The organism is Corallococcus sp. NCSPR001 (assembly GCF_017309135.1).
In the GTDB taxonomy this organism is placed as follows: Bacteria; Myxococcota; Myxococcia; order Myxococcales; family Myxococcaceae; genus Corallococcus.
On record NZ_JAFIMS010000002.1, the window covers coordinates 2,617,700 to 2,640,080 of the forward strand.

The window sequence follows — 22,381 nt, forward strand, 5'->3', positions numbered from 1 at the left end:
TCCAGGCCCCGCAAGCAATGCGTGTGAAGGGGAAGAGATGAAGCTGACGGATGTCCTCGCAGGGTGTGGAGCCGAGCAGACCTCGGGCGGCCGTTCCGCGGTCGACGTCACGGGAGTGACGCAGGATTCGCGGCGCGTGAAGCCGGGGGATCTCTTCATCGCCGTGCCGGGCCTGAAGGAAGACGGGGCCCAGTTCATTGGTGAAGCCGTGTCGCGCGGCGCTGTCGCCGTCGTGTCGGAGAAGCAGGGGCAGTCTTCGCAGGTGCCGTTCTTCAAGGTGAGCAGCGCGCGCAAGGCGCTGGCCCTCATCGCGGCCAATTTCCACGGCCGTCCCGCGGACAAGCTGACGCTCCTGGGCGTCACCGGCACCAACGGGAAGACGACCACCACGTACCTCCTGGAGGCCATCCTCGCGACCGCCGCCATGTACACCGGCTCTCCGGCGCCGGGCGTCATCGGTACGCTGGGCTACAAGTTCGGCGGCAAGACGACGGAGCTGGCCAACACCACCCCGGACCCGCTGGAGCTGCACCGCATCTTCCGCGAGATGGTGGACGCGGGCGTGGAGACGGTGGTGATGGAGGTCTCCAGCCACGCGCTCGCGCAGGAGCGCGTGCACGGGCTCACCTTCAAGGCCGCGGGCTTCAGCAACCTGTCCCGCGACCACCTGGACTACCACAAGGACCTGGAGGAGTACTTCCAGGTGAAGCGCAAGCTCTTCCTGGAGAACCTGGGCGCCTCCGGCACCGCCGTGGTGAATGGCGACGACACCTTCGCCAGCCGCATCTACACGGAGCTGCGCAACCAGAAGCGCATGGCGTGGAAGTTCAGCCGCACGGGCGCGGGGGAGATCTCCGCCGCGGACGCCAGCTACTCGCTCAAGGGCATCGAGGCCACCCTGAAGACGCCCGCGGGCGACATCAAGGTGAAGAGCAAGCTGCTGGGGCCCCACAACCTGGAGAACATCATGCTCGCCGCCGGCATCGCGCTGGGCGCGGGCATCAGCCGCTCGGACGTGAAGAGCGGCATCGAGCTCGTCACGGGCGTGGCCGGCCGCATGGACCGCGCGGAGAACCACCGCGGCGGCCCGGCTCCGGCCGTGCTGGTGGACTACGCGCACACGGATGACGCGCTCAAGCGCTCCATCGAGGCGGCGCGCGCGCTGGCCAAGGGCCGCGTCATCGTCGTCTTCGGCTGCGGCGGCGACCGCGACAAGGGCAAGCGCCCGCTGATGGGCACGGTGGCCGCCGAGGGCGCGGACCTGGTGATGGTGACCAGCGACAACCCGCGCACGGAGGACCCGGAGACCATCATCTCCGAGGTGACGCCGGGCCTGGAGAAGGGCGGCCTGCGCCGCATCTCCGAGGGCAAGGCGAAGAACGGGGAGAAGGGCTACCTGGTGGACGCGGACCGCCGCGCCGCCATCGAGCAGGTCATCAACCTGGCCAAGGACGACGACGTCGTCCTCATCGCGGGCAAGGGCCACGAGACCTACCAGACGGTGGGCACCGAGAAGCTCAAGTTCGACGACCGCGAGGTCGCCGCGCGCGCGCTGGCCAACCGCATCCCGGGCTGAACCTTCTCAAGGCCACCCCCCCTCCATGGCCGTTCGATTCTCCGATGACGAGGTGGTGCAGGCGACGGGTGCGACCCGGCGCGGGGAGCCCGTGGAAGCGGGCTTCCCCGCGGTCTGCACCGACACGCGGTCGCTCACCCCCGGGTGCCTCTTCGTGGCGCTGCAGGGTGAGCGCTTCGACGCCCACGACTTCGTGGACGGGGCCCAGCGCCAGGGAGCGGCCGGGGCGGTGGTGAAGCGGGGGAGGGCGCTGCCAGCCCTGCCCCCGGGCTTCGCCTTGTACGAAGTGGAGGACACCCTGGCCGCGTTGGGCGGCCTGGGCGCGCTGCACCGCCGCCGCTTCCACATCCCGGTGGCGGCGGTGGGGGGCTCCAACGGGAAGACGACCACCAAGGAGATGGTGGGCGCCATCCTGGCCACGCGCGGCCCCGCGCTGAAGACGGAGGGCAACTTCAACAACGAGGTGGGCGTCCCGCTCACGCTCTTCCGGCTGGAGCCGTCCCACGTGGCGGCCGTCATCGAAGTGGGGATGAACCAGCCGGGCGAAATTGAAAGGCTCACCCGCAAGGTGCAGCCGGACGCCGGGGTCATCACCGTCGTCCAGCCGGAGCACCTGGAGGGGCTGGGCAGCCTGGAGGGCGTGGCGGAGGCGGAAGGCGAGATGTTCCGCGAGCTGCTGCCCCAGGCCACCGCGGTCGTGAACCTGGATGACGCGCTCATCGTGCGCCAGGCCGCGCGCAGCGGCGCGAAGCACCTGACGTTCGGCCGGGCGGAAGGGGCGGACGTGCGCCTCACCTCGGTCCACACGCTGGGCCGCGACGGCATGGTGGCCACCGTGCGCTACCAGGGCAAGGACTGGCCGGTGCGCCTGCACTTCGTGGGGCCGCACAACGCGCAGAACGCGACGGCGGCGTTCGCGACGGCGCTGGCCCTGGGCTACTCCCCCGAGGAGTGCGTGAAGGGCCTGGAGTCCGCGCGGCCGTACGCGCGCCGGCTCAACATCGTGGATGGCAAGCACGGCATCACGGTGGTGGACGACTGCTACAACGCCAACCCGGCCTCCATGGAGGCCGCGCTCATCACGCTGGGCACGCTGGTGCCCGAAGGTGGCCGGGCGGTGGCGGTGCTGGGCGACATGCTGGAATTGGGCGCGGGCGAGGCGGAGGAGCATGCCCGGCTGGGCGAGCTCGTCGCGCGGCACGCGAAGCTGGTCGCGTTCTTCGGCCCCCGCTCGTCGGGCGGCCTGGGCAGCGCGGACATGGGAGATTCCGCCGCCCACTTCACCGAAGTGGAGCCATTGGTGGCGTGGTTGACGCCCCGGCTTCAGCCCGGTGACGTGGTGCTGGTGAAGGCCAGTCGCGGCATGCGACTGGAGCGCGTGGTGGCGGCCCTGACGGGCGCGTCCCCCCCCGGAGGGAGTCACTAGTGCTGTACCTTCTGTACGAGCTCATCCAGAACACCGAGGCCGGGCGCGTCCTCAACTTCCTGCGCTACCCGACCTTCCGCATCATCGCCGCGGGCGTCTTCGCCCTGCTCCTGGGGATGCTCATCGGCCCGCGCCTCATCGCGCGGCTGCGCCTGAAGCAGCACGGGCAGAGCAACGTGCGCGAGGACACCCCGGACAGCCACCAGAAGAAGAAGGGCACGCCCACCATGGGTGGCGCGCTCATCCTCATCTGCATCGCGGCGGGCACGCTGTTGTTCGCGGACCTGAAGTCCCGCGGCGTCTGGGTGATGATCCTCCTCACCTTCGGCTACGGCTTCATCGGCTTCCTGGACGACTGGCTCAAGCTGTCCAAGCGCAACTCCAAGGGCCTGGCCGGGCGCAAGAAGATGGCGCTGCAGACGCTCTTCTTCCTCGTCGCCATCTTCGGCCTGATGTGCACGTGGACGAAGCCGGACGGCTCGTTCGGGCCGCAGCTGCTCATCGACACGCGGCTGACGCTGCCGTTCGTGCCGTCCCATTGGTTCAACCCGGACCTGGGCTGGTTCTACGTCGTCTTCGCGTGGATCGTCATCGTGGGCACGTCCAACGCGGTGAACCTCACGGACGGCCTGGACGGCCTGGCCATCGTCCCCACCATCGTGTCGGCGGTGACCTTCTGCGTGCTCTGCTACGTGGCGGGCACCACGCTGCACATCGCGGACACGGAGACGGTGAACGGCGTCACGCGCCTCACGGCCACGCCGCTGTACCGCTACCTGGGCATCCTCCAGGTGCCGGGCGGCGCGGAGCTGGCCGTCTTCTGCGCGAGCATCGTGGGCGCGGGCATCTCCTTCCTCTGGTTCAACACCTACCCGGCGTCCGTGTTCATGGGCGACATCGGCTCGCTGGCCCTGGGCGGCGCGCTGGGCGGGCTGGCCGTGTTCTCCAAGAACGAAGTGGTGTCCGCCATCATCCACGGCATCTTCTTCGCGGAGGCGCTCTCCGTGATGATCCAGGTGGCGTCCTTCAAGATGACGGGCAAGCGCGTCTTCAAGATGGCGCCCGTGCACCACCACTTCGAGCTCAAGGGACTGGCCGAGCCGAAGATCATCGTGCGTTTCTGGATTGTCGCCATCCTCTGTGGTGGCGTGGCCCTGCTGTCCCTGAAACTGCGCTAGTCGCTTTGCCCCACAAGAGGTCGGCCCGCCCCATGAATCCCTCGCTGTCCGGTCGGAATGTCGCGGTGTTCGGGCTGGCCAAGAGCGGCGTCGCGGCGCTGCGGCTGCTGGTCCAGCACGGCGCGAAGGTGACGGCGCTGGACGCGCGCTCCGAGGACGCGCTCGGCGACGTCGCGAAGGAGCTGCACGCGAAGGGCGTGACGCTCGTCACCGGCGCCACGCCCCCGGGGCTGCTCACCCGCCAGGACCTGGTGGTGGTGAGCCCGGGCGTTCCGCTGTCCCTGCCGGAGCTGGAGGCCGCGCGCACGTCGGGCGTCCCCGTCTGGGGCGAGATTGAACTCGCGGGCCGCCTCCTCACGGGCACGCGCTTCCTGGGCATCACCGGCACCAACGGCAAGAGCACCACCACGGCGCTCACCGGCGAGCTGTACGCGAAGGCGGGCTTGCGCACCTTCGTGGGCGGCAACCTGGGGCGCCCGCTGGCCGAGGCCGCCATGTCCCCCGGGGAGTGGGACGCGCTGGTGGTGGAGCTGTCCAGCTTCCAGCTGGAGGGCATCCACCAGCTCAAGCCCACGGGCGCGGCCATCCTCAACCTCACGCCGGACCACCTGGACCGCTACGCCAACCACGCCGAGTACGGCGCGGCCAAGGCGCGCATCTTCATGAACCAGGACGCCGGCAGCGACTTCGCCGTGGTGAACGCGGACGACGCGGCGGTGATGGGGCTGGCCGCTTCCGCGCGCGCGCCCGTCTACGGCTTCTCCATGACGGGCCGCCCGGTGGTGGACGCGCCGAAGCTGGCGGGGCTGGCCATTGCCCGGCCCGGCGGCTTCGAGCTGGAGTTCGCGGGCGAGTCCTACACGCTCACCAACCGCTCGCTCCGGGGCGCGCACAACGCGCAGAACGCAATGGCGGCGGCGCTGCTGGCGCGGCTGGGCGGCGTGGCGAAGGACGCGGTGCAGGCGGGACTGGACAGCTACCCGGGCCTGGCGCACCGGCTGGAGAGCGTGCGCGTGCTGGACGGCGTGGAGTGGGTGAACGACTCCAAGGCCACCAACGTGGACTCCGTGCTGGTGGCGCTCAAGGCGTTCGCCGGTGACGTCTGGCTCATCGCGGGCGGCAAGGGCAAGGGCGCGCCGTACGCGCCCATGGTGGAGGCGGGGCAGGGCAAGGTGAAGGGCGTGCTCACCATTGGCCAGGACGCGGACGCGCTGGCGCGGGCGTACGCGAACGACGCGCCGGTGCACGCGTGCGCAACCCTGGCCCAGGCGGTGGCGAAGGCGCGCGAGGTGGCGAGGGCGGGGGACACGGTCCTCTTGTCCCCGGCGTGCGCGTCGTACGACCAGTTCAAGAACTTCGAGGACCGGGGCGACACGTTCAAGCGCCTCGTCGGGGCGCTCTGACCGTGATGAAGACCTCTCCTCCGGCCGCCCCCGTGCGGTTCGATCCGATTCTTCTCTGCGCGGTGCTGGCGCTCGTGGCGCTGGGCCTGGTGATGACGTACTCGGCCAGCGCCGTGCTCGCGCAGGACAAGCTGGGCGACAGCCTCTACTTCCTCAAGCGCCAGCTGTCCGCCGCGGGCCTGGGGCTCGTCGCCATGGCGGTGGCCATGAAGCTGGGGTGGCGCAAGCTGGCGCGGCTGGCGTACCCGCTGCTGCTCGTCGCCATCGTGCTGCTCATCGCCGTGGCCATCCCCGGCATCGGCACCACGGCGGGTGGCGCGCGGCGGTGGATCCGCCTGCCGGGCTTCAGCCTCCAGCCGGCGGAGATCGCCAAGTTCGCGTGGCTCGTCTACCTGTCCTATTCGCTGGCGAAGAAGCGGGAGAAGGTGGCCACGTTCTCCATCGGCTTCCTGCCGCACCTGGCCCTGTGCGGCATCCTGGTGCTGCTGTGCATGCTCCAGCCGGACTTCGGCAGCAGCGTGCTGCTGGTGTTCATGCTCTTCGTGCTGCTGTTCGCGGCGGGCACGAAGCTGTCGTACCTGGTGGGCTCCGTGCTGCTCGCGCTGCCGCTGGCCTTCGTCGCCATCGCGACCAGCCCCTACCGCATGAAGCGCATCCTCGCGTTCCTGGACCCGTGGGCCCACCGGCACGACGTGGGCTACCAGGTGGCGGAGTCGCTGATGTCCATCGGCTCGGGCGGCATCACCGGCCTGGGGCTGGGGGACGGCCGGCAGAAGCTGTTCTTCCTGCCGGAGGCGCACACGGACTTCATCTTCTCCATCCTCGGCGAGGAGCTGGGGCTCATCGGCGTGGGGCTCCTGGTGGTGCTGTACGCCATCGTCCTGTGGCGCGGCATCCGCGCGGCCCTGGCGGCGGGGGAGACCTTCGGCACGTACCTGGGCCTGGGCATCAGCTCCATCATCGCGTTCCAGGCCACGGTGAACATGTGCGTGGCCATGGGCCTGTTGCCCACGAAGGGCCTGACGCTGCCTTTCGTGTCCTACGGCGGCACGTCGCTGGTGGTGCTGATGGGCTCGGCGGGCGTGCTCCTGTCGCTCAGCGCGAACACGCAGGGCGCGACGCGGCCGGTGCGCACGGGCACGACGGACCTGCGGGAGGTGACGGCGTGAAGGTGCTCATCGCGGGCGGCGGCACCGGCGGCCATCTGTTCCCGGGCATCGCGCTGGCGGAGGAGGTCGTCACCCGCCACCCCGCCAACGAAGTGGTGTTCGTGGGCACGGAGAAGGGCCTGGAGGCGCGCGTCGTGCCCAAGGAGGGCTACCCGCTGGAGTTCGTGAAGGTGCAGGGGCTCAAGGGCAAGGGGCTCTTGGGCCTCATCAAGGGGCTCCTCGCTCTGCCCCTGGCGTTCCTCGCGTCGTTCCGCATCCTGTCGCGCCAGAAGCCGGACGTGGTGGTGGGCGTGGGCGGCTATGCGAGCGGGCCGGTGGTGCTGGCCGCGTGGATGATGGGCATCCCCACCGCCATCCAGGAGCAGAACGCGCTGCCCGGGCTCACCAACAAGGTGCTGGGCCGCATCGTGAAGGTCGTCTTCACCGCCTTCGAGGAAGCGCGCGCGTTCTTCCCCGAGGCCAAGGTGCAGATGATTGGCAACCCCATCCGCAAGAAGCTGATGGACAACTACCTGCGCAGCAGCTCCGCGCACGAGAAGTTCACCGTCCTCATCTTCGGCGGCAGCCTGGGCGCGCGAGGCCTCAACAACCGCGTGCTGGAGGCGCTGGACTCGCTGGGCGACCTGAAGGAACAGATTTCCATCGTCCACCAGACGGGGAAGCTGGACCTGGAGACCGTGAAGAAGGGCTACGCGGACAAGGGCTTCGCGGACGTGGCGCAGGTGGTGGAGTTCATCGACGACATGTCCTCCGCCTACGCGAAGGCGGACCTGGTCATCTGCCGCGCGGGCGCCACGTCGCTGGCGGAGCTGACGGTGTGCAAGAAGGCCAGCATCCTGGTGCCCTTCCCGCACGCCACGGACAACCACCAGGAGGTCAACGCCCGCGCGCTGGTGGACGCGGGCGCGGCCCTGATGTTCCGCGAGTCGGAGCTCACCGGGCAGAAGCTGGCGCAAGAGCTGCGCGGCCTGATGACGGACCCGGCGAAGCTGAAGCAGATGGCGAAGAAGGCGGGCATCCTCGGCCGCCCCGCCGCCGCGAAGGAGCTGGCGGACGTGTGCGTGGACCTCACGACCCAGGCCTGGGGCCCGGGCGGGCGCGACCGCGGACCGAAGGACGTGAAGAAGGCACCCGGGAGCAAGGCATGAGCAGCAAGACCGTCAGCAACAAGCCCGGCAGCCTCTTCAAGACGCGCCACGCGGCGCACGTGCACTTCGTGGGCGTGGGCGGCATCGGCATGAGCGGCATCGCGGAGGTGCTGCTCAACCTGGGCTACCGCGTGTCCGGCTCCGACCTGCGCGAGAGCGACATCACCCGCCGCCTGGCGAAGCTGGGCGCCACGCTCTACGAGGGCCACAAGGCCTCCAACCTGGTGCACGCGGACGTGGTCGTCATCTCCTCCGCGGTGCGCAAGGACAACCCGGAGGTGGTGACGGCGCGCCAGCGCAAGATTCCCGTCATCCCCCGCGCGGAGATGCTCGCGGAGCTGATGCGCCTGAAGTACGCGGTCGCCGTCGCCGGCAGCCACGGCAAGACGACGACGACGTCCATGGTGGCCACGGTGCTGTCCGCGGCGGGCCTGGACCCCACGGCGGTGGTGGGCGGCAAGGTGAACGTGCTCGACTCCAACGCCAAGCTGGGCAAGAGCGAGCTGATGGTGGTGGAGGCCGACGAGTCCGACGGCAGCTTCCTAAAGCTGCACCCGTCCATCGCGGTCGTCACCAACATCGACCCGGAGCACATGGACCACTACGGCGACCTGGAGACGCTCCAGTCCGCCTTCGTGGAGTTCTGCAACCGCGTTCCCTTCTACGGCCTCAACGTGCTGTGCCTGGACAACCCCAACGTCCAGGCGCTGCTGCCGCGCATCGAGAAGCGCTTCGTCACCTACGGCAGCTCGCACATGGCGGACTACCGGCTGGAGGGCATCTCGCTGGACGGCTTCACCACCACCTTCCGCGCCTTCCGCCGCGACGAGGACCTGGGCGAGTTCCGCGTGCGCATGGTGGGCGCGCACAACGCCTTCAACGCGTTGGCGGTGGTGGCCATCGCGGAGGAGATGGACATCCCGCTGGAGACGGTGCGCGGCGCGCTGGCGGAGTTCGGCGGCGTGCAGCGCCGCTTCACCGTGCGCGGCGAGGTGGGCGGCATCACCGTGGTGGACGACTACGGGCACCACCCCACGGAGGTCATGGCCACGCTGTCCGGCGCGCGCCGCGCCTTCGGCCGCCGGGTGGTGGCCGCCTTCCAGCCGCACCGCTACACGCGCACGCACGACCTGATGAAGGAGTTCGCCACCGCGTTCAACGACGCGGACGTGCTCTTCGTCACCAGCGTCTACGCGGCGGGCGAGGAGCCCATCCCCGGCGCCACCGGCGACGCGCTGGCGGAGGCCATCCGCGCGCACGGCCACCGCGACGTGACGTTCGTGGAGAAGCGCGCGGACGTGGCGAAGGCGCTCCACGAGCGCGTGCGCGAGGGCGACCTGGTGCTGACCCTGGGCGCGGGCGACATCACCCAGGTGGGCCCGGACCTGCTGAACCTGATGGGCGCGGCGAAGGGCGGGTAGGGGATGCAGCCGGGCGAGGTGACACCGCTGGCGGCGCGCGTGGCGCGGCTGCCGGGCCTGGACGTCAAGCCGGGCGAGCCCCTGGCGCCGCTCATCAGCGTGCGCGTGGGCGGACCGGCGGAGGCGCTGGTGCGCCCGCGCTCACCGGACGCGCTGGTGGACTTGCTGCGCCTGGCCCGCGACGAGGGCATCCCCGTGACGGTGCTGGGCGGCGGGGCCAACACGCTGGTGGGCGACGGCGGCGTGCCGGGGCTCACCGTGAAGCTGCCCCCGGATTTGTTCCCGGAAGGCCTGGACGTGGGCCCGGACGACGGCCGGGTGACGCTGGGCACGGGCGCGGCCATTGCGCGGCTGGTCAACGTGATGCGCGCGCAGGGCCTGGTGGGCGCGGAGTTCCTCGCGGGCATCCCCGGCACCCTGGGCGGCGCGGTCACCATGAACGCCGGCACCAAGAACGGCGAATGCTTCCGCGTGGTGGAGGCGATTGAGGTCGCCACCGCGGACGGAGTGGGGTGGCTGACGAAAGCGCAGGTGCCTCACACCTACCGTCACGCCACGCTGCCCGCCGGAGGTATCGTCACCCGCGTGCGCTTCCATCTTCCCAAGGGCGATGTCGTGGCCAGCAAGGCGGCCATGGACGCGGACCTGGGCTACCGCAAGCGCACGCAGCCCTTGAGTCAGCCCAACTTCGGCAGCGTGTTCACCAACCCGCCGGGCGACCACGCCGGGCGGCTCATTGAACTCGTGGGCCTGAAGGGGCACACCCTGGGGCGCGCGCAGGTGTCCACCCTGCACGCGAACTGGATCGTCAACCTGGGCGGCGCGGCCGCTCGCGACGTGCGGGGCCTCATCACCCTGATGCAAGAGCGGGTGAAGGAAGCCTCCGGCGTCGTCATGCACCGCGAAGTCAAATTCGTCGGAGTCTTCCTGCCATGACCACCGGTCCCCGAGGCTTCACCCCCGCTGAGTTGAAGGCCAAGCGCGTCGGCGTGCTGTATGGCGGCCTCTCCAGCGAGCGCGAGGTGTCGCTGCGCACGGGCGCCGCGGTGTCGGGCGCCCTCAAGGGGATGGGCTACGACGTGGTGGAGATCGACGTGGGCAAGGACCTGCCCGCGCGCCTCATCGCGGAGAAGGTGGACGTGGCGTGGCTCGCGCTGCACGGCCGCTTCGGCGAGGACGGCTGCATCCAGGGCCTCCTGGAGGCCATGTTCATCCCCTACACCGGCAGCGGCGTGATGGCGTCCGCCGTGGGCATGGACAAGGTGTACGCGAAGGAGATCTTCGTCGCGCGCGGCATCCCCACGCCGCCCTACCGCGCCTTCGACTCGGCGGAAGCCGCGCTCGCGGAAAGAGACCGGCTGCCGTTCCCCTTCCCGGTGGTGGTGAAGCCCAGCCGCGAGGGCAGCAGCATGGGCGTGCACATCTGCAAGACGCGCGAGGAGTACACCGCCGCCGTCCAGGACGCCGCGAAGTACGCGGGCACGCTCCTGGTGGAGCAGTTCATCAAGGGCCGGGAAGTGCAGGGCGGCGTGCTGGACAACGAGGCCCTGGGCGTCATCGAAGTGAAGGCCGCCCGCGAGTTCTACGACTACGAAGCCAAGTACAAGGCCGGCAGCGGTACTCAGTATCTCTTCCCCGCGCCGCTGCCTCCGGACCTGTACGCGCGCGTCAACGAGGTCTCCCTGGGCGCCCACAAGGCGCTGGGGTGTTCCGGCGGCTCGCGCTCGGACGTCATCGTCACGGAGAGTGGCGACGTGTTCCTGCTGGAAATCAACACGCTGCCCGGAATGACGGCCTCCAGCCTCCTGCCCAAAATCGCGGCGGGGCGGGGCATCGACTTCCCGGCGCTCTGTGAGCGGCTGCTCCAGGGCGCTTCACTCAAGGCCTGAGCCGCTGCGCGTTCTTTCCTGGAGTTCCGGCCTCTTGTGAGGCCGGCGTGTTCCCCCGTGCCGCTACAGCGACGTGCCTGTAGCCAAAAACTGGCGTGGTTCGACGTCCGCACGCAGCATGCGCCTCCCTAGTCATGGCCTTCGGAAAATCCAAGAACCGCCGCCGCCTGGACGCCGCACCGCGCAATGACGCGGTGAAGGGCGCGGTCCGTTCGCACGGGCCGTCGGTGGCGAAGGCGCTGGGGCTGGCGGTGGCGACGGCGGGGCTCATCTGGGGCTCCATGGAGCTGCGTGCGTGGGCGGTGGTGTCGCCTCGCTTCGCGCTGGAGTCGGTGAACTTCACCGGCCTGGAGCGCGCGTCGCGCCCGGAGCTCTTGAAGCTGTCCGGCCTCACGGCGGGCCAGAACCTGTGGACGCTGGACACGGCCGCGCTGGCGCGGGCCATGGGGCAGCACCCGTGGATTCGCACGGTGGAGGTGACGCGGCGGTTTCCGCGCGGGGTGTCCGTGGAGGTGACGGAGCACGCACCCGCGGCGCTGGCGGTGCTGGGCGACCTCTACGTGCTGGACGAGGAAGGCGAGCCCTTCAAGCGCGTCACCCCGGGGGACGGGCTGGATTTGCCGCTCGTCACCGGCATGGAGCGCGATGCGTACGTGGCGGACCCGGACGCGGTGCGTTCGAAGTTCCGCGAGGCGCTGGATGTAACCCGTGCTTATGCGCGGCTGTCGCCGGGGCGATCCGACCGGCTGTCCGAGGTGCGCCTGGAGAACACCGGGCTTGCGCTGGTGACGGCGACGGGGCAGGAGGTGCGCCTCGGTGCTGGCGACACGGAAGTCAAGCTCCAGCGGCTGGCGCGTGTTCGACGCGAGCTCAGCACAAGGGGGCTTGCAGCCGCGATCATTCGCCTGGATAACCGTGCCCGACCGGGTTGGGTGGCGGTGAGGCTTTCGAGTGGGTCCGACTCCGTGCGGAGCGGGGACTCGACGCAGTGAGGATGCTTCCTTCACGAAAGTGAGGGAGCCTGGGAGGAGTCATGGCGAAGCAGAAGTCGGGGGAGATCATCGTCGGCCTCGACATCGGCACGACGAAGATCTGCGCCATCGTCGGCGAGCTGACCGATAGCGGTATCGACATCATCGGTATCGGCACGCATCCGTCGAAGGGATTGCGCAAGGGCGTCGTGGTCAACATCGAGGCCACGGTGTCGTCCATCCGGCGCGCCGTGGAGGAAGCCGAGCTGATGGCCGGGGCGGAGATCTCCCACGTCTACACGGGGATCGCCGGCGGCCACATCAAGGGCTTCAACTCCCAGGGCATCGTCGCGGTGAAGGACAAGGAGGTCCGCGACGCGGACATCGCGCGCGTCATCGACGCGGCGAAGGCGGTGGCCATCCCGCTGGACCGGGAGGTCATCCACGTCCTGCCGCAGGAGTTCATCATCGACGACCAGGGCGGCATCAAGGAGCCCCTGGGCATGGCCGGCGTGCGCCTGGAGGCCAAGGTGCACATCGTCACGGGCGCCGTCTCCAGCGCGCAGAACATCGTCAAGTGCGCCAACCGCACGGGCCTGAACGTCTCCGACATCGTGCTCCAGCCGCTGGCCTCCGCCGAAGCGGTGCTGAGCGAGGACGAGAAGGAGCTGGGCGTGTGCCTCGTCGACATCGGCGGCGGCACCACGGACATCGCCATCTTCTCCGGCGGCTCCATCGTCCACACGGCCGTCATCGCCCTGGGCGGCAACAACCTGACGAGCGACATCGCCATCGGCCTGCGCACCCCCGCGCACGAGGCCGAGCGCATCAAGCAGAAGTACGGCTGCGCGCTCGCGTCCATGATCAACAAGGACGAGACGATTGAAGTGCCCAGCGTGGGCGGCCGTCAGCCGCGCGTCCTGGGCCGGCAGATTCTGTCGGAGATCCTGGAGCCGCGCGTGGAGGAGATCTTCCAGCTGGTGCACCGGGAGATCCAGAAGTGCGGCTACGAGGACCTGCTCGCGTCGGGCATCGTCATCACGGGTGGCTCCACGCTGCTCGCGGGCATGCCGGAGCTGGCGGAAGAGGTGCTGGGCCTGCCGGTGCGCCGGGGCATGCCGCGCGGCATTGGCGGCCTAGTGGACGTGGTGAAGAGCCCCATGTACGCCACGGGCGTGGGCCTGGTGGTCTACGGCGCCAAGCACATGGACCGCCGCATGTTCCGCATCCGCGAGGACGGCAACGTCTACAAGAAGGTGAAGGGCCGGATGCGCGAGTGGCTGGAAGAGATCTTCTAGGCCGGCTTCCGGAAGCTGTAACGCGCTGAGCCAAGGGGCCCCTTCGGGGGCCCTTTCGCGTTTCTGGAGGCCGTGTCCGGGACGTGGATTGACGTGTCAGAGGGAGACGCTGACGCGTCCATCCGGGACGCCGACATTTTCCAGATTCCGGAATCCGGATCCGGCTTCCGGACTCTCGCCTTAGGTACGGGCGGCCAACCGTGCAAGTTCCAGGATTTGGACGGATTGGGAATTCGACAGAGGATGGCTTCCGGCTTGCTACGGGGAGCCCTCGGCTCCCGGACCGGATTCCTCCGCGTTCCCGGTGAGCCTCTGAACCTATGACTCCACAAAAGACTTCGCGGTTGCTGACGCCCCTCACGGGACTTCGCCGCTCCGCCGCGGGCCTGTTGGCCCTGCTGTGTGCCGTGCTGTTGGCGTCGCCCGCCTCCGCGGAACCGGACACCATCGGTCTGGGTGATGGCCACAGCGGCGCGCTGACCGTCAACACGGCCAACACGGTCGTCAACACGTACACGCGACTGACGGCGAACGCGCCCGTCGGCCAGAACTTCGTGACGGTGAGCACCACGGCGGGCTTCGCCGTCGGCGACCTGGTGATGATCTACCAGTCCACCGGTTTCACGGGCACGGTCACCTCCGGTGCGACGGGCCCGTTCGACTTCAACGCGAACGCGGTGGGCAACTGGCAGTTCGTGCGCGTGACGGCGCTGACGGGCACGCGCCTGACCTTCACGGGCACGCCGCTCACGGCGGCGTTCACCGGGAGCTCCAGCACCGCCAACAACGCCGCGCTCCTCCGGTCCTCGGCGCAGGCCATCCGGGTGCCGGAGTATACGAACGTGACCATCAACGCGGGCGGGAGCATCGTCGCCCGGCAATGGTCCGACCAGAACGTCGACTACAACGACCCGCTGGGCGGAATCGTCGTCTTCCTCGCCACGGGGACGGTGACGAACAATGGCGCCATTTCCGCCTCGGGCAGGGGTTTCCGCGGCGCGGAGTACTTCAACGGAAATGGCGACAACTGCGCCGCGACCGGCCTGGATCTGGCTCACCCCGCGGGCGCCATGAAGGGGGAGGGGTTTGTTCCTGCCCGCTACAAGCAGCCCACGGTGTTCTTGCAGACCGCGCAGCTTTCGGGCCGGGGCAACACCTTGAACGCGGGCGGTGGCGGCATCTGCCACAACTCCGGCGGTGGTGGTGGTGGCAATGGTGGTGCGGGCGGCATCGGCGGCCGGACGTGGACCGGTGATACCGGGCCTTCGCGTGCGGTGGGCGGTCTGCCTGGCGGCAAGATGCTGTTCAGCCCTGCGACCCGCCTTCTGTTCGGCGGCGGTGGTGGCTCGGGTCACGGCAATGACGACGTGGGCTCCGGCGGCGGAAACGCGGGCGGCGTCGTCTTCGTGCGCGGCGCGGCGCTCGCGGGAACGGGCAGCATCACCGCGGACGGCAGCTCCGCGGCGGACTCCCAGAACGACGCGGCGGGCGGCGGTGGCGCGGGCGGTACCATCTCCCTGCGGTTCACGGGCGCCCTGGCTTGCAGCGGTACTGGCGCGCTGTCCGCGAAGGGTGGCAACGGCGGCAACAGCACCTTCGTGGAGTCGCCGCACGGCACGGGCGGTGGCGGTGGTGGTGGCTACATCCACATGCAGGCCAGCTCCTACGCCTGCCCCACCTCGGTCACGGGCGGCGCCGCGGGCACCCAGCCCACGGCCAGCGCTCTGGATGGTCCGACCTACGGCTCGGCGCCGGGCAACCCGGGTGTCATCACCCAGGGCCAGGCTCCCACGGTGCTGACTCCGGCCAATGCTTCGTCCACGTCGAACCCCACGCCCCCCATCACGGGCACGACGCCGAGCCCGAACCAGACGGTCCGCATCTACATCGACGGGCAGCCCCAGCCCGTGACGGTGACGTCCGACGCGTTGGGCAACTTCTCCTTCACGCCGTCGACGCCGCTGACCGTGGCCACGCACACCGTCTACGCGGTCACGGTGGCCAACGGCTTCGAGAGCGCCCCGAGCAACACCAACACCTTCACCGTCACCGCCGCGACGACGCCGACGGTGGCCATCACCGCGCCGGCCAATGGCGCCACGGTGACCAACCCCACCAACGTGACGGTGACGGGCACGGCGGCCAACGCCACCTCCGTCACGCTCACGGTCAACGGGACGAACTACGGGCCCATCACGGTGACCGGCGGTGCCTGGAGCCAGGTGCTCAGCCCGAGCCCGCTGCCCAACGGCACCTACAACGTGTCCGCGGTCTCCACGAACGGCACGACCAACAGCACGGCGGCGACCTCCACCTTCACGGTGGCGGGCCCGACGGTGACCATCACCACGCCGGCCAACGGCTCCACGGTGACGAACCCCACCAACGTGGTCATCGCTGGCACGGCCGCGAACGCGACGTCCGTCTCGTTCACGCTGAACGGGACGAATTACGGCCCCTTCACGGTGACCGGAGGCAACTGGACTGCCACGGTGCCGGGACCGCTGGCGAACGGCACGTACACCGTGAACGCGGTGTCCACGAACGGCACGAATAACAGCACCACGGCGACCTCGACCTTCACGGTGAATGTGCCCACCCCCACGGTGGCCATCACCGCGCCGGCCAACGGCTCCACGACGAGCAACCCCAACGTGACGGTGACGGGCACGGCCGCGAACGCGACCAGCGTGACCGTGACGTTCCAGGGCACCAACTACCCGGCCACGCTGACCGGTGGTACCTGGACCGTGGCGCTGCCCGGCCCGCTGGCCAACGGCACGTACACCGTGACCGCGGTGTCCACGAACGCCCAGGGCACCAACAGCACGACGGCGACCTCCACGTTCACGGTGGCGCGTCCGACGGTGGCCATCACCGCGCCGGCCAACAACTCCACGGTGACCAACCCCACCAACGTGACGGTGACCGGCACGGCGGCGAACGCCACCAGCGTCACGCTCACGGTCAACGGAACGAACTACGGCCCCATCGCGGTGACCGGTGGCACCTGGAGCCAGGTGCTCAGCCCAAGCCCGCTGCCCAACGGCACCTACAACGTGTCCGCGGTCTCCACGAACGGCACGACCAACAGCACGACGGCGACCTCGACGTTCACGGTGAACGTGCCCACGCCGACGGTGGCCATCAGCACCCCGGCCAACGGCTCCACGGTGAACACCCCCAATGTGACGGTGACCGGTACGGCCACGAACGCCACCAGCGTGACCGTGACCTTCCAGGGCACGAACTATCCGGCCACGCTGACGGGCAATAACTGGACCGTGGCGCTGCCGGGTCCGCTGGCCGCCGGCACGTACACCGTCACGGCGGTGTCCACGAACGTCCAGGGCACGAACAGCACCACGGCTTCCTCCACCTTCACGGTGGCGCTGCCGACGGTGGCCATCACCACGCCGGCCAACGGCTCCACGGTGACGAACCCGAACGTGACGGTGACCGGCACGGCCGCGAACGCGACCAGCGTGACCGTGACCTTCCAGGGCACCAACTACCCGGCCACGGTGACTGGTGGCTCCTGGTCCGTGGCCCTGCCGGGCCCGCTGGCCAACGGCACGTACACCGTGACCGCGGTGTCCACGGACGGCACGAACAACAGCACCCAGGCGTCGTCCACCTTCACGGTGGCCGTGCCCGCGCCGACGGTGGCCATCACCACGCCGGCCAACGGCTCCACGACGACGAACCCGAACGTGACGGTCACCGGTACGGCCGCGAACGCGACCACGGTGACGGTCACCTTCCAGGGCACCAACTACGGTCCCATCACGGTGACCGGCGGCAACTGGAGCCAGGCGCTGCCCGGCCCGCTGGCGGACGGCACGTACACCGTGACGGCCGTGTCCACGAACGCCCAGGGCACCAACAGCACGACCGCGACCTCCACCTTCACGGTGGACCAGACGCCTCCGGAGGTCGCCATCAGCACCCCGGTGGACGGCTCCACCCTCAACACCCCCAACGTGACGGTGACGGGCACGTCCGTGGGCGCCTCGTTCGTGACGCTCACCTTCGACGGCGCCAGCTACGGCCCCATCCCCGTGGACCCCACCACGGGTGATTGGAGCTACCCGCTGCCCGGCCCCCTGGCCGAGGACACGTACACCGTGACCGCGACGGCCACGGATGCGGCGGGCAACACCAGCACGCCGGACAGCTCCACCTTCACGGTGGACCTGACCGCGCCGGGCGTCGCCATCAGCTCGCCGGCCGACGGCGCCGTCATCGGCACCGACACGGTGACCGTCACCGGTACGTCCACGGGCGCGACGTCCGTGACGCTGACCTACGGCGGCACGAACTACGGTCCCATCCCCGTGGATGCCTCCGGCAACTGGAGCTTCCCGCTGCCGGTGACGCTGCCGGAAGGCCCGAACACCGTGACCGCGGTGTCCACGGACGCGGCGGGCAACACCAGCACGCCCGCGACCTCCACCTTCACGGTGGACCTGACCGTCCCCACGGTCGCCATCAGCGCGCCGGCCAACAACACCTCGGTGAACACCGCCACGGTGACCGTCACCGGCACGACGACCAACGCGACCTCCGTGACGCTCACCTTCGATGGCGCCAGCTACGGCCCCATCACCGTGAATGGTGACGGCACCTGGAGCTACACGCTGCCCGGCCCCCTGGCCGAGGACACGTACACCGTGACCGCGGTGTCCACGAACGGCGCGGGCACCAACAGCGCGACCGCGACCTCCACCTTCACGGTGGACCTGACCGCGCCGACCGTCGCCATCACCACCCCGGCGGACGGCTCGACGGTGAACACCCCCAACGTGACGGTGACCGGCACGTCCACGGGCGCGACGTCCGTGACGCTGAACTACGGTGGCACCAACTACGGCCCCATCCCCGTGGATGGCGCTGGCAACTGGAGCTACCCGCTGCCGGTGACCCTGCCGGAAGGCTCCATCACCGTGACCGCGACGGCCACGGACGCGGCGGGCAACACCAGCACGCCGGACGACATCACCTTCACGGTGGACCTGACGGATCCGGAGGTCGAAATCACCGCGCCGGTGGACGGCTCGACCGTGGCCTCCGGCACGGTGACCGTCACCGGTACCTCCGTGGGCGCCACCTCCGTGACGCTCACCTTCGAGGGCAATGACTACGGTCCCATCCCGGTGGATGCGTCCGGCAACTGGAGCCAGGCGCTGCCCGGTCCGCTGGCGGACGGCACGTACACCGTGACCGCGGTGGCCACGGACGCGGCCGGCAACGAGAGCACGCCCGACTCCGTCACCTTCACGGTGGACGTGACCGCGCCGACGGTGGCCATCACCACGCCGGCCAACGGCTCCACGGTGGGCGCCAACGTCACGGTCACCGGTACGACCGCGGGCGGTGCGACGAGCGTGACCGTGTCCTTCCAGGGCACGGACTACGGCCCCATCCCCGTGGATGCGTCCGGCAACTGGAGCCAGGCGCTGCCCGGCCCGCTGGCCAACGGCACGTACACGGTGACGGCGGTGGCGGTGGACGCGGCGGGCAACACCAGCACGACCGCGACCTCCACCTTCACGGTGAACACGGCCGCCCCGACGGTGGCCATCACCTCGCCGGTCAACGGCTCCACCGTCACCAACCCCAACGTGACGGTGACGGGCACGTCCGCGAACGCCACGTCCGTGACGGTGACGTTCAATGGCACCAACTACGGCCCCATCTCCGTGAACGCCTCCGGCAACTGGAGCCAGGCGCTGCCCGGCCCGCTGGCGGACGGCACGTACACCGTCACGGCGGTGTCCACGAACGGCGCGGGGACGAACAGCACGACCGCGACCACCACCTTCACCGTCAACACGTCGGGGACGGTGGACTCGGACAACGACGGCCTGACGGACGACGAGGAGGTCCTCGCGGGCACCGACCCGAACAACGCGGACTCCGACGGTGACGGCATCCCCGACGGCATCGAGGTCAAGGTCGGCGGCACGGATCCGCTCGACAGCGACTCGGATGACGACGGCATCCTCGACGGCAACGAGGACAAGGACCACGACGGCATCGTCGACGCCGACGAGACCGACCCGAACAACGCGGACACCGACGGCGACGGCCTGACCGACGGCGTGGAGCTGGGCCTCACCGAGCCCCAGGGTGACGACACCGACCCGTCCAAGTTCGTGGCGGACAAGGACCCGTCGACGAAGACCAACCCGCTGGACGACGACTCGGATGACGACGGTCTCACCGACGGCAACGAGGACGCCAACCACGACGGCAAGGTGGACCCGACCGAGACCGACCCGAACAAGAGCGACACCGACGGCGACGGCCTGACGGATGGCCTGGAGCTGGGCCTCACCCAGCCGCAGGGCACGGACACCGACCCGACGAAGTTCGTCGCGGATCAGGACCCCGACACCAAGACGAACCCGCTCGACCCCGACACCGACAAGGGTGGCGTGTTCGACGGCATCGAGGACCGCAACCACAACGGCCGCGTGGACGTGCAGGAGTCCGACCCGCTCAACCCGGCGGACGACCAGGACGCGGACGGTGACGGCATCGACAACGCCACGGAGCTGGAGAACGGGACGGATCCGTTCGACTCCGACACCGACGACGACGGCGTGCCGGACGGCATCGACGGGCTGACCGACACGGACGGCGACGGCGTCATCGACGCGCTCGACCCGGACAGCGACAACGACGGCATCAACGACGGCACGGAGATGGGCGTCACGGTGGAGACCGCTCCCCCGGGCACCGACACGTCGTCCCCCAACTTCAAGCCGGACGCGGATCCGACGACGAAGACGGACCCGAAGAACCCGGACACGGACGGCGACGGCCTGAAGGACGGCGAGGAGGACCGCGACCACGACGGCCGCCGTGACGCCACGGAGACGGATCCGAACATGAAGGACACCGACCAGGGCGGCATCGACGACGGCACGGAGGTGAAGGGCGGCTCCGACCCTCTCGACGCCAACGATGACTTCCTGGTGGTGGGCCACGGCTGCAGCACGGGCGGCTCCGGTTCGCTGGCGCCCTTCGCGCTGATGCTGCTGGCGCTGCCCCTGGTGGGCCGCCGCTTCCGCCGCGCCGGGGAACTCCTGGCGCGCGCGGGTGGGGCGCTGGCGGTGTTCGTCACGGCGCTGTTCGCGGGTGGCACCGCCCACGCGCAGGCCACCGCGGTGTCGCAGGCCATCGATGTGCAGCAGTACAAGCCGGGCCCGGGCGTCGCGGATGTGCTCGCGGTGCACGGCGCGAAGGTGCAGCGGCACCTGGGGTGGAACGTGGGGCTGTCGGTCAACTACGCCGACAAGCCGCTCAACTTCTTCGACCCCCGCTCGGACACGTACGTCACCTCCCTGGTGAAGAGCCAGGTGGGCTTCGACCTGATGGGCGCCGTCGGCCTCTTCGACCGGTTCGAAATCGGCGTGGTGCTGCCCATCACCATCCAGGGTTCGGAGAACTCTCCGGCCGTGGACTCGTCCTTCGCCAACGGGGTGAGCGGGGGCGGCATCGGCGACCTGCGCCTCATCCCGAAGGCGCGGCTCTTGGACGGTGACGACTACGGCGTGTCCGTGGTGCTGCCCATCTCGCTGCCCACGGGCGGCGCGTCGGACTTCCTCGGCGGGTCCGGCGTGTCCGTCAACCCGCGCGTGGTGGCCGAGTACGGCAAGCGCTTCCGCATCCTCGCCAACGTGGGCGTGGACATCCGCAAGTCGGAGCAGCTGCGCAACCTGAACGTCGGCAGCGCGCTGGCGTACGGGGTGGGCGCGGAGGTTCCGCTGGGGGATTCGCCGCTGGCCGCCCAGGCGTCGCTGGTGGGCGCCATGGGCTTCAAGCAGCAGAACGAGGAGGAGCGTCCCCTGGAGCTGCTCGCGGCCCTGAAGTACCGCGCGCCGACCGGTCTGTCCGCGCAGGTGGGCGCGGGCCCGGGCCTCACGCACGGCTACGGCACGCCCACCTTCCGCGTGCTCGCGTCCGTGGCCTACACCGCCCCGGAGCGCGCCGCGGCGCCGCCCCGGCCGGTGTGCCCGGAGGGCCCGGAGGACTTCGACGGCTTCCAGGACCAGGACGGCTGCGCGGACCCGGACAACGATGGTGACGGCATCCTGGACACGGCCGACCGGTGCCCCAACGAGCCGGAGACGGTGAACGGTTTCGAGGACGAGGACGGCTGCCCGGACACGAAGCCCGTGCCGCCTCCGCCCGCGCCGGTGGACTCCGACGGCGACGGCATCCTGGACCCGGACGACAAGTGCCCCAACGCGCCCGAGGACAAGGACGGCTTCCAGGACGAGGACGGCTGCCCGGATCCGGACAACGACAAGGACGGCATCCCCGACACGGCGGACAAGTGCCCGCTGGAGCCGGAGACCATCAACGGCGTGGATGACGAGGACGGCTGCCCGGACAAGGGCAAGGTCAAGGTGCTCGTCGAGGGCGAGCGCATCTTCATCCTGGAGAAGGTCTACTTCGCCACGAACAAGGACGTCATCCTGCCGCGCTCGTTCCCCATCCTGAAGCAGGTGGCCGCCGTGCTGCGCGCCAACCCGCAGGTGGAACTGCTGCGCATCGAGGGCCACACGGACAGCCAGGGCAACGACGCCGCCAACCTGGACCTGTCCAAGCGCCGCGCCGCCAGCGTGAAGACGTTCCTCGTCAACGAGGGCATCGCCGCGGAGCGCCTGGACTCCGAGGGCTTCGGTGAGTCGAAGCCGGTGGACACGAACAACACCGCGGCGGGCCGTGAGAACAACCGCCGCGTGGAGTTCAACATCGTGAAGATGGGCAAGGTGGAAGTGGAGAAGCCCGCCCCGTAGCGCTTCGCTCCCGGAATGAAGCACGGAAGGCCCGGTTCCCCCATGGGAGCCGGGCCTTTTCGTCATCCGCGCCCCGCCCTGTCACGTCA

Annotated in this window: 12 protein-coding genes; all 12 read left to right on the forward strand. The window is 69.8% G+C overall.

All coding sequences use genetic code 11. From position 1 onward, the window contains the following. Nucleotides 1-37 precede the first annotated feature (37 nt). Entirely contained in the window at nucleotides 38-1,576 is a 1,539-nt protein-coding gene (locus tag JYJ93_RS12835) for a UDP-N-acetylmuramoyl-L-alanyl-D-glutamate--2,6-diaminopimelate ligase (protein ID WP_206790364.1), read from the forward strand. Between the two features lie 25 nt (nucleotides 1,577-1,601). Next, nucleotides 1,602-3,002, forward strand: a complete 1,401-nt coding sequence (gene murF, locus JYJ93_RS12840) for a UDP-N-acetylmuramoyl-tripeptide--D-alanyl-D-alanine ligase (RefSeq protein WP_206790366.1) — start codon at nucleotides 1,602-1,604, stop codon at nucleotides 3,000-3,002. After that, the gene (gene mraY, locus JYJ93_RS12845; RefSeq protein WP_206790368.1) at nucleotides 3,002-4,180 is read left to right on the forward strand and encodes a phospho-N-acetylmuramoyl-pentapeptide-transferase; all 1,179 of its coding nucleotides are present in this window, start codon (nucleotides 3,002-3,004) and stop codon (nucleotides 4,178-4,180) included. Before murF ends, mraY begins: the two co-directional genes overlap by 1 nt. Nucleotides 4,181-4,212: 32 nt before the next feature. Continuing rightward, a complete protein-coding gene (gene murD, locus JYJ93_RS12850; protein ID WP_206790370.1) occupies nucleotides 4,213-5,583 on the forward strand; it encodes a UDP-N-acetylmuramoyl-L-alanine--D-glutamate ligase in 1,371 nt (456 codons plus the stop codon). Nucleotides 5,584-5,588: 5 nt separating this feature from the next. Continuing rightward, nucleotides 5,589-6,752 (forward strand): putative lipid II flippase FtsW, encoded by a 1,164-nt coding sequence (gene ftsW / locus JYJ93_RS12855; RefSeq protein WP_206790380.1) that lies wholly within the window; start codon nucleotides 5,589-5,591, stop codon nucleotides 6,750-6,752. After that, the gene (murG, locus tag JYJ93_RS12860) at nucleotides 6,749-7,900 is read left to right on the forward strand and encodes an undecaprenyldiphospho-muramoylpentapeptide beta-N-acetylglucosaminyltransferase (RefSeq protein ID WP_206790383.1); all 1,152 of its coding nucleotides are present in this window, start codon (nucleotides 6,749-6,751) and stop codon (nucleotides 7,898-7,900) included. Before ftsW ends, murG begins: the two co-directional genes overlap by 4 nt. After that, on the forward strand, nucleotides 7,897-9,321 hold the full coding sequence (gene murC, locus JYJ93_RS12865) for a UDP-N-acetylmuramate--L-alanine ligase (protein WP_206790385.1): 1,425 nt from the start codon (nucleotides 7,897-7,899) through the stop codon (nucleotides 9,319-9,321). The genes murG and murC overlap by 4 nt, the downstream gene beginning before the upstream one ends. Before the next feature lie 3 nt (nucleotides 9,322-9,324). Beyond that, complete coding sequence (murB, locus tag JYJ93_RS12870; RefSeq protein WP_206790388.1) at nucleotides 9,325-10,257, forward strand: UDP-N-acetylmuramate dehydrogenase; 933 nt, start codon at nucleotides 9,325-9,327, stop codon at nucleotides 10,255-10,257. Then, nucleotides 10,254-11,210 carry a D-alanine--D-alanine ligase gene (locus tag JYJ93_RS12875; protein ID WP_206790390.1) on the forward strand — a complete coding sequence of 319 codons (957 nt, stop codon included), beginning with the start codon at nucleotides 10,254-10,256 and terminating at the stop codon, nucleotides 11,208-11,210. Before murB ends, JYJ93_RS12875 begins: the two co-directional genes overlap by 4 nt. Nucleotides 11,211-11,344: 134 nt before the next feature. Continuing rightward, on the forward strand, nucleotides 11,345-12,202 hold the full coding sequence (locus tag JYJ93_RS12880) for an FtsQ-type POTRA domain-containing protein (RefSeq protein WP_206790392.1): 858 nt from the start codon (nucleotides 11,345-11,347) through the stop codon (nucleotides 12,200-12,202). A 41-nt stretch (nucleotides 12,203-12,243) separates the two neighbouring features. After that, nucleotides 12,244-13,479 (forward strand): cell division protein FtsA, encoded by a 1,236-nt coding sequence (ftsA, locus tag JYJ93_RS12885; RefSeq protein ID WP_014398878.1) that lies wholly within the window; start codon nucleotides 12,244-12,246, stop codon nucleotides 13,477-13,479. Nucleotides 13,480-13,823: 344 nt separating this feature from the next. Beyond that, nucleotides 13,824-22,292, forward strand: coding sequence for an Ig-like domain-containing protein (locus tag JYJ93_RS12890; protein ID WP_242543784.1), 8,469 nt, complete (start codon nucleotides 13,824-13,826; stop codon nucleotides 22,290-22,292). The last annotated feature ends 89 nt before the right edge of the window (nucleotides 22,293-22,381 follow it).